Consider the following 16904-nt stretch of genomic DNA (forward strand, 5'->3'; position numbering starts at 1 on the left):
CCCTCGCGGTTTTAAAATTTTAACGCTAAATTTGCGGCTCAAAACACTACAATGATTTATTTCTTCTCCAATCAATCCAATACAGTTTTCGCTTTACAAACCGCGCAAAACTTATCCGATACTGATATTACAAAACTAGAATGGCTGTTTGGCGGTGCAAAATTAAAGCAAGAAACCGTATTAACAGATTTTTTTGTTGGACCTCGAGCAGCAATGGTAACTCCTTGGAGCACTAATGCGGTAGAGATTACGCAAAATATGGCCATCGAAGGAATCATCAGGATTGAAGAATTCCATAAAGTTGAAGAGAACTTTGCTGACTTTGACCCAATGTTATCTCAAAAATACAAGGAACTTAATCAGGATATATATACTATTAACATACAACCGGAATCTATTATTGAGGTTAGCAACATCGCTGCTTACAATAAACAGGAAGGTTTATCACTAAGTGATGATGAAGTAGGTTATTTAGATGGTCTTTCTAAAAGACTTGGAAGAGCGCTTACAGATTCAGAAGTATTTGGTTTTTCTCAGGTTAACTCAGAACACTGTCGTCACAAAATCTTTAATGGTAAATTTGTTATCGATGGCGTAGAGCAACCAACCTCACTTTTTAAACTGATCCGTAAAACATCAGAAGAAAACCCTAACGATATCGTTTCTGCATACAAAGACAACGTTGCCTTTATTAAGGGGCCTGTAGTTCAGCAGTTTGCACCTAAACGTGCAGACATACCTGATTACTATGCAATCAGCGATTTCGAATCAGTAATTTCAGTAAAAGCAGAAACACACAATTTCCCAACAACTGTTGAACCATTTAATGGTGCTGCCACAGGATCAGGTGGTGAAATCAGAGACAGACTTGCAGGTGGACAAGGCTCATTGCCTTTAGCTGGTACTGCGGTTTACATGACTGCCTTATCAAGATTAGAAGATAATCGCCCTTGGGAAAAAGGTGTTGAAGAAAGAGAATGGTTATACCAAACTCCAATGGATATTCTAATCAAAGCTTCGAATGGAGCAACTGATTTTGGAAATAAATTCGGCCAGCCACTAATCACTGGATCTGTACTTACGTTTGAACATGAAGAGGATGGTCGTAAACTTGGTTTCGACAAAGTAATCATGCTTGCAGGTGGTGTTGGTTACGGTAAAGCTAGCCAGGCTAAGAAACAAAAGCCTTCTGAAGGTGATAAAATTGTAGTTCTTGGTGGAGAAAACTACAGAATTGGTATGGGTGGTGCTGCAGTATCATCAGCTGACACCGGCGCTTTAGGTAGTGGAATTGAATTAAATGCCATTCAGAGATCTAATCCTGAAATGCAAAAAAGAGCAGCAAATGCTGTACGTGGCATGGTAGAAAGCGAGCATAACAGTATCGTATCTATACATGATCACGGCGCTGGTGGTCACTTAAACTGTCTTTCTGAATTGGTTGAAGAAACCGGCGGAAAAATAGATCTTGATAAATTACCTGTCGGAGATCCTACCCTTTCAGCAAAAGAGATTATCGGTAACGAATCTCAGGAGCGTATGGGTCTGGTAATCGGACAAGAACATATAGAAACACTTCAAAAAATTGCAGATCGTGAACGTTCTCCAATGTATACTGTAGGTACAGTTACAGGCGATCACCGCTTTACTTTTGAATCTGCGACTACTGGTGCCAAACCAATGGATTTAGAACTGAAAGACATGTTCGGCAGTTCTCCAAAAGTAGTAATGGATGATAAAACCATCGATAGAAAATACCAACCAGTTACTTATGATAAAGCTCAGTTAAATACTTATCTGGAGCAAGTTTTACAATTGGAAGCAGTTGCTTCTAAAGACTGGTTAACGAACAAAGTAGACCGTTGTGTAGGTGGTCGCGTTGCTAAGCAACAATGTGCTGGCCCGCTACAATTACCGCTTAACAACTGCGGTGTGATGGCGTTAGACTTCCAAGGAAAAGAAGGTATTGCTACTTCAGTAGGCCACGCTCCCCTATCTGCTTTAATTGATCCGGCAGCAGGAAGTCGTATTGCTATTGCTGAATCTCTTTCTAATCTTGTATGGGCACCATTAAAAGATGGACTTAAGAGCGTTTCGCTTTCAGCTAACTGGATGTGGGCTTGTAAAAATGAAGGTGAAGATGCCAGGTTATATGAAGCGGTAAAAGCTTGTTCTGATTTCGCAATCAGCTTAGGAATCAATATCCCAACAGGTAAAGATTCACTATCAATGAAGCAAAAATACAAGAACGATGAGGTTATTGCTCCTGGTACTGTGATTATCTCAGCTGCAGGAAATTGCAACGACATCACTAAAGTTGTTGAACCTGTTTTACAAAAAGATGGTGGTTCAATTTACTACATTAACTTATCTGATGATACCTATAAACTTGGCGGTTCTTCATTTGCACAAATCTTAAACAGAATTGGCAACGAAACTCCAGATGTTAAAAACGCAGACCAACTTAAAAATACATTCAACACACTTCAGGAATTAATAAAAGCTGAAAAAATACAAGCAGGACATGATATAGGTAGCGGTGGTTTAATCACTACTTTATTAGAACTTTGTTTTGCTGATCGTGATCTTGGCGCATCATTAGATCTTTCTTCTCTAGGTGAGCAAGACATCATCAAGTTGCTTTTTGCTGAAAACATAGGTATCGTATTCCAGGCAACTGAAGATGTTGAAGCTATCCTTTCCGCAAATGGCGTTGCTTATCACAAAATTGGTGAAGTTACTTCAACTGCCAGCTTACAGCTAAAAAACAATTCAGATGAGTTATCTTTTGACATTGATCACTTACGTGATGTATGGTTCAAAACTTCTTATCTATTAGATAAAAAACAAAGTGGACCTGTAAAAGCAAAAGAACGCTTTGACAACTATAAAAACCACATACTTAACTTTAACTTCCCGGCTCAATTTGACGGCAAGAAGCCAGTTTTAGATGCTTCGAAACCAAGACCAAAAGCAGCTATTATCCGTGAAAAAGGAAGTAACTCAGAGCGTGAAGTTGCTAATGCCATGTACCTTGCCGGTTTTGATGTTAAGGATGTTCACATGACTGACCTTATCTCAGGAAGAGAGACTTTAGAAGACATTCAATTCATTGGTGCTGTTGGTGGTTTCTCTAACTCTGACGTTTTAGGATCAGCAAAAGGATGGGCAGGTGCTTTCATGTACAATGAAAAAGCTAAAATTGCTCTTGAAAACTTCTTTAGCAGACCAGATACTTTATCTGTAGGAATTTGTAATGGTTGTCAGCTTTTTGTTGAGCTTGGCCTGATTAATAAAGACCATGCAGAGAAACCAAAAATGTTGCATAACCAAAGTGGTAAACACGAAAGTATATTTACTTCATTAACCCTACAAGAAAACAATTCAGTAATGCTTTCTACATTAGCAGGCGCTACATTGGGTGTTTGGGTTTCACATGGTGAAGGTAGATTCCAATTGCCTTACGCAGAGGATAAATACCAAATCGTAGCTAAATATGCTTACGAAACTTACCCAGCTAGTCCAAACGGATCTGATCACAACACAGCAATGATGTGCGATGAGTCTGGTCGTCACCTGGTAATGATGCCTCACATTGAGCGTTCATTGTTCCAATGGCATTGGGCAAACTATCCAAAAGGACGTAAAGATGAAGTTACACCTTGGATGGAAGCTTTTGTGAACGCCAGAAAATGGGTTGAAGATCATAAAGGATAAAACTTAAAAAATAAATTAGCAAATCCGAATGAACCAGAAGTGGTCATTCGGATTTGTTGTTTTTAGAGCGTTCTTGATGTAACATATTTATATCCGCTCTTGATCAACCAAATTATTCCTTCTTGATATAAGAATTGTTTCACTAAATTTATTTTATAACCATAAATAAACCATGAGCAACAATTCAAGAAGAGATTTTATAAAAAAGATAGGTATTGGCACTGCAGCGTTATCTGTTGGGAATAGCATATTCGGTGGAACTGCATCAGGCTTTAGCGCTAAAAGCTATAGAAATATTATCGGCGCAAACGAAAGAATAAACGTAGCAACTATCGGAGTTAATAGTCGTGGTAATAGCATGGGTGGCACTTTTGCCCAGCAAAAAAACACGCAAGTAGTTTCAGTTTGCGATGTAGATTCAAGAGCAATTCCTAATGCAATAAACACAATAATGAAGGCTGGGCAAACCACCACGCCCAAATCTGAAAAAGACTTGCGCAAAGTTTTAGAAGATAAATCAGTTGATGCAATATATACGGCAACACCTGATCATTGGCATGCCCCACTAACCATTATGGCTTGCCAGGCTGGGAAACATGTTTATGTAGAAAAACCTTTAAGCCATAATCCAAGAGAAGGTGAAATGGCTGTAGCCGCAGCAAGGAAGTACAATAGAATAGTGCAAATGGGTGCACAGCGCCGCTCTGCCCCTACCCTTACTAAAGGAATCGAGCGACTCCATGAAGGGGTAATTGGTCGCATCTACATGGCCAAGACCTGGTATACGAACACAAGAAAGGAAACATTTTTAAAACCCGGAAATGTGCCCGACTGGCTGGACTATGATTTATGGCAGGGCCCCGCTCCTCGTGTTGATTACAAAGAAGGCCTAATCCATTACAACTGGCACTGGTTCTGGCATTGGGGAACAGGCGAGGCATTAAATAATGGAACTCATGAAGTTGACGTTGCCCGTTGGGGTTTGGGAGTAGATTTCCCAACTCGGGTTAGCTCTTCCGGTGGCAGGTATCAATTCAATGATGATTGGGAGACCCCAGACACTCAAATAGCAACTTTAGATTATCCCGGAAAGGTAACTTTGCTTTGGGAAAACAGAAGCTGTAACGGAAGAAAAGTTGAAGGTCAGGAACGTGGAATTATCTTTTATGGCGAAAAAGGAAGCCTCGATACCGGGGATGATGCCTATAAAATATATGATCTCCAGGGCAAATTAATTGAGGATGTAAAACCTAAGTCAGGTGGCGAATCATTAGAGGGAAGAAACACTGCCAGCCCAAGTTTAGGATTGGATAGTTTACATATAGCAGATTTTTTAGATGCAATAAGAAACAACAGACAACCTAACTGCGATGTTGAACTTGGTTACAAAAGCACAGTTGCCATGCAATTAGCAAATATATCATGGCGAGTTGGTCGTGACTTAAAAATCGATCCTAAAAACGGCCACATCGTGGGCGACAAAGAAGCCCAGAAGCTATGGGGTCGTTCGTACGAAAAGGGATGGGAGCCTAAAATTTAAGTGAATGTGAGGCAGCTCTCCCCACATTCACTTAAATCTCCTTTATAAATCAACCTTACACCTTTCATTTTTAAGTGTAATTAAGCAACTTTCATTATTGTAGTTTTCTCTTAAGCTAGCTTCATTTTTTTTATACTCAGTTTTGAGGTTCTTTCTATTTAGACCCTGCGCAAATCTTCTAACATCTTCTTCACTTTTCAATATCAATCCAGGCACCTCTTTAGGTTTGTTATTATCACCTATAGCGACCATAGTAAAGTAACTCGTATTGGTGTGCTTGATCACATGGGTTTTCAAATTTTCTGAAACAACTCTTATCCCTATAATCATGGAGGTGTTACCCACGTAATTTACGGATGCCATTAAAGAAACCAATTCACCAACTTCAACAGGTGCTAAAAAATCAACAACATCAATAGAAGCCGTTATACAATAACCATCTGAATGTTTTGCCGCACATACATAAGCAACCTTATCCATTAAACTTAAAATAATCCCTCCATGTATTTTACCCCCAAAATTAGAATAAGAAGGTATCATAAGTTCTGTAAGTGTTGTTTGAGAATTTTCTACTGGTTTAAAATCTTGCATAAATGAGTCTTTTGATATGCAATTTAGTTTTTTATCAATAAAAAAGGGGCTGCAAACTTAATTACATCCCCTAACCCCATTCTTAATACTGAGAGCGTATCGAATACGCTGTATTGGTTACCTGCTTATAGTAAATGAAAGCGGCATATTATACCTAACCCTAACATTTTGATCATTTTGTTTACCTGGTTTCCATTTTGGCGATTTACTAATTACCCTCACAGCCTCTTCATCACAACCATAACCGATTCCTCTCAAAACACTAACATTAGAAACAGAACCATCTTTTTCTACTACGAAACTGATATAAACCTTACCCTGTGCATCAACTTCCTGCGCTGCATTTGGATACCTTAAATTCCTTTGTATAAACTTAGCCCAAGCCTTCATCCCTCCCTCAAACTCCGGATAAGACTGAATATCGGTCATATCATGGATTCCGTTATCCTCCTTAACCCCGTTTCCTTCGCCACTACCGGTACCTATTCCATTCCCAGTACCCTCAACAGGAACCGAACCAAGAGAAGTTTCAACACCCGACTGTGTAACAGGCCCTACTGCTGCATGATCCATCTCCACTAAAGTTGGCGGGTCTGCAAGCACTGGCCTATCTACAACTATTGGATTAGAAACTGGCTTAACAGTTTTAATTTTCTCTTTTATAGGCTCAGTTTTCAGCATATCCATCTTTTCCTGAGGTTTTGGTTTCTCAATTTTACGCTCAGCCAGAGTTAAAGAAATAATCCGATCAGTATTTATAGGCTCTACTATTGTACTCGCATTTTCACCAATAAAATATTTATAAATCATTGGTCCGGCAAAAAATAGCACAAATAACGGAGCAGCAATAAATAAAGCGCGTGCAGTGGTGCCAGATGATTGAGATCTTAAGGAGTAAGCACCATAGTTTTTGTTTCTGTTTTTAAATACAAGATCGAGCCACTCTGTCTTGTGTAAATTGGATGAGATGTTAAGCATAATTTCGAGTATTAGTTTTAAACAGGATGTAGAACATCCATATATTCCATAACACTTTAAAAAAAACTTAAAAAGAAAGAGTTTTTCAGAAAAACAGATAAAAATGATCTCTCTGTTAAAAAACGGCTAAAACAATAGTTTTAGTAACTTTCACTGCTTTTAGGGGAAAATATTGGAAATTTTAAGACAAAAACCTTTAAAAACGAAAAAATACCCTCCAAAAATATAAAAATAAATGAACAAACAGTATATTTACCCTTCGAGAGGCCGACTTAAACGTCATTTTACAAAATGACACAGAAATTAGACAAATCGTCTAACACCCCTAAAAAAGCCACCTCTTTAACTTATTCCTCTTCTCAAAAACTGGTTTTCATCAAAAATGTTCAATTTTTGCTTCAAATTTTGTCAACATTTGTATTTTTACAAACAATTTGATGGAAATAATTAATTAATAATCCTATTTTTGGTAAAATTTTAAACAAATAAATGAAAAGCTTAAGAACAATTGCATTAAGAGAGGCGCAAACGAGAGTTTCACCAGAGGTAAAGGCTCCTGCTGCCAAAATCTCTGATTTTTTCGGCGTTAATGTTTTTGACAAAAGAAAAATGAAAGATTTCTTGTCAAAAGAGGTTTATCAAAAATTGGTTTCATCCATTGACTCGGGTGAGCTAATTAATCATGAAGATGCCAATCACATCGCAACAGCTATGAAAGGCTGGGCAATGGCTAAAGGTGCTACTCACTATACTCACTGGTTTCAACCATTAACCGGTACTACAGCTGAGAAACATGATTCATTTTTTGAGCCTAGCGGCGATGGTGCAATTGAGAATTTTGCAGGTAGCGCATTAGTTCAACAAGAACCAGATGCATCAAGCTTCCCTAATGGTGGTATCCGTAACACTTTCGAAGCACGCGGATATACTGCATGGGATCCTTCTTCTCCAGCATTTATTATGGAAAGCAAAGCTGGTAAAACACTTTGTATCCCAACTGTATTTGTTTCTTATACCGGTGAAGCATTAGATTACAAAGCTCCTTTGTTAAAAGCACTTGCTGCTATGGACAAAGCTGCTGTTGATGTTTGCCAATATTTTGATAAAAGCATCACTAAAGTAAATGCATCTTTAGGTATTGAACAAGAATATTTCCTTGTAGACCGTTCATTATATAACGCTCGTCCAGATTTAGCTTTAACTGGCCGTACACTATTTGGTCATATGTCTGCTAAAGGACAGCAATTAGAAGATCATTATTTTGGATCTATCCCTGAGCGTGTATTCACGTACATGGTTGACTTCGAAAATGAGGCTTTAAAATTGGGTATTCCTTTGAAAACCCGTCATAATGAGGTTGCTCCTTCTCAATTTGAGTGTGCTCCTATTTATGAAGAAATCAACCTTGCAATTGACCACAACCAATTGTTAATGGACTTAATGGAAAAAGTTGCTTTAAGACATAACTTTAAAGTGCTTTTACATGAAAAACCATATGCTGGCATCAACGGTTCAGGTAAACACAACAACTGGTCGTTAATTACTGACACTGGTAAAAACTTATTATCTCCAGGAAAAACTCCTAAAAACAACTTGATGTTCTTAACATTCTTTGTTAACACCATCAAAGCTGTTCATGAGCATGCTGATTTATTAAGAGCAAGTATTGCTTCAGTAAGCAACGATCACCGTTTAGGTGCTAACGAAGCTCCTCCTGCAATCATCTCTATTTTCCTTGGTTCTCAATTAGCTGAGGTATTAGACGAGATCGAATCATCAAGAAGCATCATTAAAAAAGTTAAAAATGAAGATTCTTTATGGTTAGGTATCCCTAAAATCCCTCAGATTTCTTTTGATACTACTGACCGTAACCGTACTTCACCTTTCGCATTTACAGGAAACAAATTTGAGTTAAGAGCAGTAGGTTCTTCTGAAAACTCTTCAGCTCCAATGACTGTTTTAAATGCTATCGTTGCTGATCAGCTTACTAAATTCAAGGTTGAGGTTGATAAACTGATCAAAAAAGGCGAGAAAAAAGATGTTGCGCTATTAACAGTTATCAAAAAATACTTAAAAGAGTCTAAAGATATCCGTTTTGAAGGAAATGGTTACAGCGATGAGTGGGCTGAAGAAGCTGCAAAACGCGGTCTATCTAACATCAAAACTACTCCCAAAGCTTTAGATGCTTATGTATCTGAAAAAACTGAAGAATTATTTGCAAATACAAATATCTTCAGCAAAAGAGAGTTACATGCTCGTCATGAGATCTTATTAGAGAGCTATTACAAAAAACTTCAAATCGAAGCAAGGGTAATGGGCGAAGTAACCAACAGCATGATCATCCCTGCTACAATTGCTTACCAAAACTCTTTAATTGAGAACGCTAAAGGATTAAAAGAACTTGGTTTAAGTGGTGATGCTTTAGCAACTCCGCTATCAATCATCAACAAAGTATCTGAGCACTTAAACATCGTTAAAACTAGCATTGATGCAATGCTTGAGCAACGTAAACAAGTAAATACTATTGAAGATTCACGTGATAAAGCAATTGCTTATGATGAGAAAGTAAAATCTTACTTCGATACTATTCGTTACCATACAGATAAGTTAGAACAAATTGTAGATGACAGCGTTTGGCCTCTACCTAAGTTCAGGGAATTATTGTTTTTAAAATAAACCAAACCCCTAATAACCAACTATTTTTTAGTTTTATAACCTCCGCTTTAATTAGTGGGGGTTATTTTTTTATCAGTTAGTGTGTTTTTTTTCTACATTAAAGTTTTAACATTAAGGGGTTTCCCTATCTTTGCAGCAACATGAGTGATAACAGGTACAACCAGCGTGGCGTTTCTGCCTCGAAAGAAGATGTGCACCAGGCCATCAAAAACATAGATAAAGGTATTTTTCCGCAGGCTTTCTGCAAGATTATCCCTGACATTTTAGGCAATGATGAGTCATTTTGCAATATTATGCACGCTGATGGTGCAGGTACAAAATCTTCCTTAGCTTATGTTTACTGGAAAGAAACAGGTGATATTTCTGTTTGGAAAGGCATTGCTCAGGATGCAATCATTATGAATATTGATGATTTGATCTGCGTAGGCGCTACAGACAATATTTTATTGTCATCAACAATTGGTCGTAATAAAAACCTGATTCCTGGAGAAGTAATTGCTGCCATTATTAATGGTACCGAAGAAATTTTAGCTGAGCTTAGATCTCAAGGCATCTCTATTTACTCTACTGGTGGCGAAACAGCTGATGTTGGCGACTTAGTACGTACAATCATTGTTGATTCAACCGTAACATGCCGTATCGAGCGCGATAAAATCATTAGTAATGATAAAATACAGGCTGGCGATGTAATTGTTGGTTTGTCTTCTTCTGGACAAGCTAGCTACGAAACTGAATACAATGGTGGTATGGGATCAAATGGTCTTACTTCTGCCCGTCATGATGTATTCGATAAATCTGTAGCTAACAGCTACCCTGAAAGTTTCGACCCGGCTGTTCCTTTCGACCTGGTATTTTCTGGTGGAAAGAAATTAACTGATCTTGTTAAAATTGATGAGCAAACTGAGGTAACTGCCGGTAAATTAGTACTGTCACCTACGCGTACTTATGCTCCTGTTATTAAAAAGGTATTAGAAGGTCACAGATCTCAAATTCATGGTATCGTTCATTGCAGCGGTGGTGCACAAACTAAAGTACTTCACTTTGTTAATGACGATGTTCATATCATAAAAGATAATCTATTTCCAATTCCACCACTGTTCCGTTTAATACAGGAACAATCTGGTACAGACTGGAAAGAAATGTATAAAGTATTTAATATGGGCCACCGTATGGAATTGTATGTTCCGGCTGAAATAGCTGAGGATATCATTGCCATCTCTAAAAGCTTTAATATTGATGCGCAGATTATTGGCCGTGTTGAGGCTTCGGCGCAGAAACAAGTAACAATCGTTTCTGAAAACGGCGAGTTTGTTTATAACTAGTAAGCAAGCTGAGCATTCAGCTTAAAAATAAAATCAATTGCCATAGGCTTTATAAAATTGATTATTAAAAATTTCCTGCGGATCATAAGTTCTTTTGAGTCCAAAAAATACAGATGCTTGAGGATATGCCTCAAGCATTTGTGCTTTAGTAGAATGCAAACGATAAGGAAGATAATAAGTCCCTTTTAAAGACGCAGCTACCCCAATTAACTCACGTGTTAAAGCACTCATTTCGGCCTCTGCTGTTTTATTTCTTTCTTGATTAAATAACATCACAAAACCAAATACTTCTGTTCTTGCATAGTTTAAGTAAGTATCATTATCCTTTTTCACATTCCTTAATGTGATGTTTAACAGATCAACTTTATACCTGGGTATTATATTTTGAATCCTTTCAATAAACATAGAAACAGATTCCTTTGGAATAAAGTATTCATGCAGAATATCGGTAAAGTCCGTATCTCTATTTTCAAAAACCTCCACTCCTTCATTCAATATTCTATTTCTAGTAAATCGCTTTCCGTTGACAAGGCTTACTACTCCCTTTTCCATTTTCCATCGCAAATTCTTACCGTAATTACTATTTGCCGACCCTCTGAACAAAGTCCTTCTAAATGCCGAATAGGTATTTTCATTATTAAGTTTTGCTGGCTCCTCCTTTTCAATTAGGTACACAGAAAGGATTGCCTCTTCCATAAAATGATCAGGATTAACATTTATCCTTCCATATGCCAAACCAATGTTACTATTGTTCTTGGTTAACTTTTCAAATTCAACAACGTAATCCTTACTCTTGATAACAGCTTGCTGAACCTTGTAGGTTTTATTATCAACTACTTTTAATTTTAAATCCAGTATAACTCCGAACAAACCATATCCACCTAAAACAAGTGAAAAAAGTTGTTGATTTTCTGTTCTGCTACAATTGACTACCTCGCCATTTGCATTAATTAACCTTAAGGAAATCACGGTTGAGGAGATTGGTGGAGAGTTTAGTTGCCAACCATGACAGTTAACACTAACCGATCCTCCAACTGAAAAAGAATTATTTGATTGCATTATTGAAACAGATTTTCCATAATGATCAAGATATGGTATAATTTTACCCCATAAAGCTCCTGAACCAACTAACAGCACATTATTCGAGCTATCTAACTCCATGTAATTGAAAGGCTTCATATCTAACAATATTCCATTGGGATAAATGGTATGCCCCCCCATACTATGCTGTGCTCCTGCTATAGAAATCTTTTTCCCTGAAACTTTTGCTTGTTTTATTAACTCAGATATCTGATGGATAGCTTCATCAATCTGTTTAGATGGCCTTACGATTGAATCAATGGTTGTTTCATTAAGATTACTTGCATCTTTTGTTTTTCCTAGATATACATATTTTAAGCTTTTTTTATCCTTAAAATATGTATATGTAAGAAAACCAACTGGCCTGACAATTAATATTACTAAGATTACAAAAATCGTAAGAATTAACTTCTTAAAAGTGAATCTGAATTTCATAATAAATAATTGCCAGAAACCTTATTACTTCTGTTTTAATGCTTTTGCTATCCCCTGCTCCACAAGTGGCTCCATGATAGCATAACCTGCTTTATTTGGATGAATACCATCCTCTGCCAAGCTCTTAGGTAAGCCATTTCTTTCATCTTTCATCGCCGAGAAATAATCAACATAAATGAGTTTATTTTTTTCTGCATAGGCTTTAATCCATTTATTTAAGGCAATTACCTTATTCGCAGGCTCAACCTCTGGTTTCCATGGGAAAGCGAAAGCAGGTAACACCGAAGAAAGCACTACCTTGATATTGTTTGCACGCGCTATCTCAGCCATAGCCGATATGTTATCTTCAATCATTTCCAATGTTGAAGGACCAGTATTGCCAGCGATATCATTGATTCCGCAAAGCATTACAACAACTTTAGGTTTTAATGCCACTACATCCTGATGAAAACGGATTAACATTTGAGGAGTTGTTTGTCCACTAATCCCACGACAAATGTAAGGTTTGCTGGTAAAGAACTCTGGATGATTATTTTTCCATCCCTCAGTGATAGAATTACCCATAAAAACGACTCTATTTTCATTTTTAGCAGGTGCGCTTAACTTAGCATTCTCTTCCTGATATCTTTTTAAATTAGCCCAGTCCTGTGCCTGAGAGAATTGAATGGAGAATAAAATGGCTGGAATGACCAGCCATTTTTTAGAAATTATTTTCATACTATTTATTTGGTTAAAGTTATTTTCTAGTGTTTTACCTTATAGAATTTATAAGCAAACATAAAGATCACAATATAACAGATTATTGGCGTATAATATGCATGTGCTGTACCATAAGAGTCTGCTACTACCCCCATTAGAAGTGGGAAAAATGCACCACCAACAACCCCCATCGATATAAATGAAGAAGCTTGTTGCGTATGTGAACCCAGATTTTTAAGTCCAAGACTAAAAATAGTCGGGAACATGATACTAAAGAAGAAGTTGATCATCAAAAGCGCACCAAAAGAAACCATACCTAAGCCTTGGGCAACGATGATACACATTACTATATTCCCCAATGCAAATGCAGCCAACAACTTGTTAGGCGCTATAAAACGCATAAGGAAGGTCCCAAGAATACGCCCAACAAGCATCATACCCATAAAAAAGAATCCCATAACATAAGATGCTTTAGATGAGCTAAAACCAACTATTTCATGAGTATAGTTGATAAAAAACGCCCAGGTTCCGGCTTGTGCAGCAACATTAAAGAATTGAGCAGCAACCGCCCAAACAAAATGTTTATGCGCAAACAATTTCTTACCTGGCTCAACATCAACGTTAACCGCATCAGCATCAGCTGAAGAAACTACATGAGGATCTATTAATTCTGGTACTTTAACAAAAGAAAACGACACTGCAACAAGTAGAATAACAGCACCAATAACAGCATACAATACCTTAACAGATGTAAGATCAGTACTTCCTTCAACATTGTTAGATAACAAAAAATACCCCCCTATAACCGGTCCAATCATAGTGCCGACTGCATTAAAAGTCTGTGCAAAATTGATACGCAAGTCACTGGTGCGTTGATCTCCTAAAGAAGCCACAAATGGATGGGCAACTGTTTCAAGAGTAGACAATCCACAACCAACAATAAACAATGCGATCCCAAAAAAAGCAAAAGAAGAAATATTTGCGGCTGGAATAAACAAAAAAGCCCCTGCAGCAAAAAGCGACAAGCCTAAGAGCACTCCTTTTTTATACCCAAAACGCTTCATAAATAATCCAGCCGGTATCCCCATCACTGCATACGCTCCAAAAACTGCAAACTGAACAAAGCCTGATTGAAACTTAGACAAGCTCATCGTTTGCTGAAAATGTTTATTTAATACATCAGCCATTGTAATTGCAATACCCCAAAACATAAAGAGGGACGTAACAAATACCATAGTTACCAAGAACTTCTTCTGGGTAAGGGCTACTTTAACTTTTAATTCACTCATGGTTCTATTATAAATGGTTAATTTATTGGTTGTTTGGTTAGTTTATAATTATTTGCTTTGCTCTACACCCCAGGTTTTGTTTGGTTTAGGACCCATTTCCAGTTCTAATTTGCCACCTGCAACCAATTGCTCATGCGTAAACCACGGTGTATTTAGCACTTGTCCGTTGAACTTAGCACTCTGGATGTATTTATTTACAACTGAACAATTGTTAGCTATCAATTGAAATTTCTTTCCGTTTGAAAGATCTATGCTAACATTTTGAAATAATGGACTTCCGATAGTATACACTGGAATACCCGGAGTAACAGGATAAAATCCCATCGAAGAGAATACCACAAAAGCAGTCATACCACCCCCATCTTCATCACCAGGGATACCAAATACATTATCTTTAAACCAGGTATCTAAAAGGAATCTAATGTGCTTTTGAGTTTTCCATGGCGAGGCAGTGTAATTGAACAAGTAAGGAATGTGGAAGCTAGGTTCGTTACCCATAGAAAACTGACCAACCATACCTGTTGCATCCGGAAACTTAGCCCAGTTTTCATATTTACTTCTGCCAAGTGGCTCTCTATAAAGCTGATCTAACTTATTCTCAAAGCTTTTTGCACTACCAAACAAACCAATCAAGCCTTTAACATCTTGTTGTACCTGCCATAAATAAGTCCAGCCGTTATTCTCATCATAATAATCTCTACCGCCCATACCACCGTCAAACTTAGGATCAATATCTACCCAATTGCCATCTTTATCTTTTGGTAAAAACATTTGAGTTTTGCTATCCCATAAGTTTTTGTAGTTGTTACTTCTTGCAATAAACTTGGTATAATCTTGCTCTTTTCCAAGTTCTTTAGCCATTTCTGCAACAGCCCAATCGTCATAACTATGACCTAAGGTTACAGCAACCGCCTGACGTTTTTCCCAGCTATGTACATTTGGATCAGTTTCCTTTTCGTCCTTTTTCAAAGATGGGAAATAGCCTTTTGCATAATAGAAATCTTCCAACTCACCTTTTGGACCGTTTTTCCAAGGCAACATTGTCGCTTCGTTTGCATTTTTAAGCATTCCTTCATAAGCCGTTTTAACATCAAAACTTCTTATCCCTTTGCGATATGCATCAAGAAAAGTAATTGAAGAGTGAAATCCATTCATACAAGGATTATCACCAAACAACAACGGAAACGTAGGTACCCAACCACTTTGCGTATACATGTTTACGTAAGAGTTCATCATATCACCCTCTTGTTCAGGGTTAAGGATGGAGCGAAGTGGGTGATGCGCCAAATAAGTATCCCACGACCAATCGTCTACATAAAACGGACGTGTAGTTTTATGAACTTGCTTGTCATAGCCGCTATAATACTGGCCATCTTCGGTTATATCAACCATACGCTCGTAGCAACGATACAAAGCAGTATAGAATGAACGCTTTTGAGCCTCAGTACCACCAACTGTTTTAATTTGGTTAATTACTTTCGACCAAGCTTCTTCTCCTTTTTTAACTTGCTGCTCAAATGTTGAGTTTTTTAACTCGTTATCGAAATTCTTCTTAGCCTGTTCAGCACTTACATAAGAAATAGCATACTTAAACTCTATAGCTTTTGGCGCGTTTTTAGAGAAACTTACCCATGCTTTTAAGTCTTTATCATTAACAGAATTAGCAGCAACAGCTTTACCGTCTTTTAAACCACCCAATGTAATATCAGTATTAAAAGCACCATACATGTACACTTTAACATTTCCACTATAGGTTTCAACACCAGTTAACTCTTTCTTTGAAATTGATTTATACTCATGCTCTCCACCATTAAATACATCAAGCAATAATCCTTTTTCACTATTGGCAGGAAACTCAAACCTGAATATACCTGTCTTTTTTCCAGGCGTAAATTCAACTTTTATCTCTTCATCAATTAACCAGGTGGTATAATACCAAGGGCGATTGATTTCTAAATCATGATCATAAGTCATTCTTTTACCCCAATCAGATGCTTCAATAACCTTAACAGTTGGCTTAATGGCAAAAACTTGCCCCATTCTATGAGAAACAACATTTAGAGGGAAGCTGGAAATCTGATCGGACATGTAATCAGATCTTTGTGGAAACATCCTTATCATTTGATTAGGAAGTTGTATTGTTGGTCTGGTAGGCTCCAAAAGCTGACCTACGTTCCCAATTAATGGGTCGACATATTTTAGGTTACCAGTTCCTTCATACTGGTTAACCTGGGCCATGGCTATACCCTGTCCAAAAAGCAAAGCCGCTGAAAAAGCAACCTTAAATTTGGACGTAATTGTTCTACTAAAAATTAAGGACATAATACTGATTAGTTTATAAGTTTGGTTCTTAAGTATTCACAATGTGTGCAACGCTAAAGATATAAAACTCATTCCATAAAAAAAGCATTATTTACGTTACTAAACCCTTATAGCAAACCAATAAAGCGCCATTAAAAAAGGCCGGTTGCAAATGCAACCGGCCTTTCCTCTCCTTTCTCTCCTCTTTCAAGAAAAAATTATTCCTCTTTTAAGACATGCGAATTTTTGCCATTCAGCAAAGATTCGAGGATGAGA

The 16904-nt window shown here is 37.5% G+C and carries 10 protein-coding genes; 4 read left to right on the plus strand and 6 right to left on the minus strand.

The window, feature by feature from the left end; translation table 11 throughout:
- Positions 1 to 51 precede the first annotated feature (51 nt).
- Positions 52 to 3717, plus strand: a complete 3666-nt coding sequence (purL, locus tag J1905_RS01075) for a phosphoribosylformylglycinamidine synthase (protein ID WP_214225284.1) — start codon at positions 52 to 54, stop codon at positions 3715 to 3717.
- Between the two features lie 172 nt (positions 3718 to 3889).
- A complete protein-coding gene (locus J1905_RS01080) occupies positions 3890 to 5257 on the plus strand; it encodes a Gfo/Idh/MocA family protein (RefSeq protein WP_214225286.1) in 1368 nt (455 codons plus the stop codon).
- Between the two features lie 42 nt (positions 5258 to 5299).
- Here J1905_RS01080 and J1905_RS01085 read toward each other — a convergent pair whose 3' ends face one another.
- Both J1905_RS01085 and J1905_RS01090 read right to left on the minus strand, forming a co-directional pair.
- Positions 5300 to 5848, minus strand: a complete 549-nt coding sequence (locus tag J1905_RS01085; protein ID WP_214225288.1) for an acyl-CoA thioesterase — start codon at positions 5846 to 5848, stop codon at positions 5300 to 5302.
- 117 nt (positions 5849 to 5965) lie between these two features.
- The gene (locus tag J1905_RS01090) at positions 5966 to 6826 is read right to left on the minus strand and encodes an energy transducer TonB (RefSeq protein WP_214225290.1); all 861 of its coding nucleotides are present in this window, start codon (positions 6824 to 6826) and stop codon (positions 5966 to 5968) included.
- Positions 6827 to 7315: 489 nt separating this feature from the next.
- Here J1905_RS01090 and J1905_RS01095 point away from each other — a divergent pair, with 489 nt between their 5' ends.
- Both J1905_RS01095 and J1905_RS01100 read left to right on the plus strand, forming a co-directional pair.
- Positions 7316 to 9502, plus strand: coding sequence for a glutamine synthetase III family protein (locus J1905_RS01095; RefSeq protein ID WP_214225295.1), 2187 nt, complete (start codon positions 7316 to 7318; stop codon positions 9500 to 9502).
- Between the two features lie 140 nt (positions 9503 to 9642).
- The gene (locus J1905_RS01100) at positions 9643 to 10824 is read left to right on the plus strand and encodes an AIR synthase related protein (RefSeq protein WP_214225297.1); all 1182 of its coding nucleotides are present in this window, start codon (positions 9643 to 9645) and stop codon (positions 10822 to 10824) included.
- Positions 10825 to 10857: 33 nt separating this feature from the next.
- Here J1905_RS01100 and J1905_RS01105 read toward each other — a convergent pair whose 3' ends face one another.
- The 4 genes from J1905_RS01105 to J1905_RS01120 are packed head-to-tail and all read right to left on the minus strand — an operon-like array spanning position 10858 to position 16649.
- On the minus strand, positions 10858 to 12339 hold the full coding sequence (locus J1905_RS01105) for an FAD-binding oxidoreductase (protein WP_214225299.1): 1482 nt from the start codon (positions 12337 to 12339) through the stop codon (positions 10858 to 10860).
- Between the two features lie 24 nt (positions 12340 to 12363).
- Entirely contained in the window at positions 12364 to 13056 is a 693-nt protein-coding gene (locus J1905_RS01110; protein ID WP_214225300.1) for an SGNH/GDSL hydrolase family protein, read from the minus strand.
- Positions 13057 to 13082: 26 nt separating this feature from the next.
- Entirely contained in the window at positions 13083 to 14327 is a 1245-nt protein-coding gene (gene fucP / locus J1905_RS01115; RefSeq protein ID WP_214225301.1) for an L-fucose:H+ symporter permease, read from the minus strand.
- Between the two features lie 48 nt (positions 14328 to 14375).
- Positions 14376 to 16649 (minus strand): GH92 family glycosyl hydrolase, encoded by a 2274-nt coding sequence (locus tag J1905_RS01120; RefSeq protein WP_250317954.1) that lies wholly within the window; start codon positions 16647 to 16649, stop codon positions 14376 to 14378.
- Positions 16650 to 16904 lie beyond the last annotated feature (255 nt).

It is taken from the genome of Pedobacter sp. B4-66, from assembly GCF_018492665.1.
GTDB lineage: Bacteria > Bacteroidota > Bacteroidia > Sphingobacteriales > Sphingobacteriaceae > Pedobacter.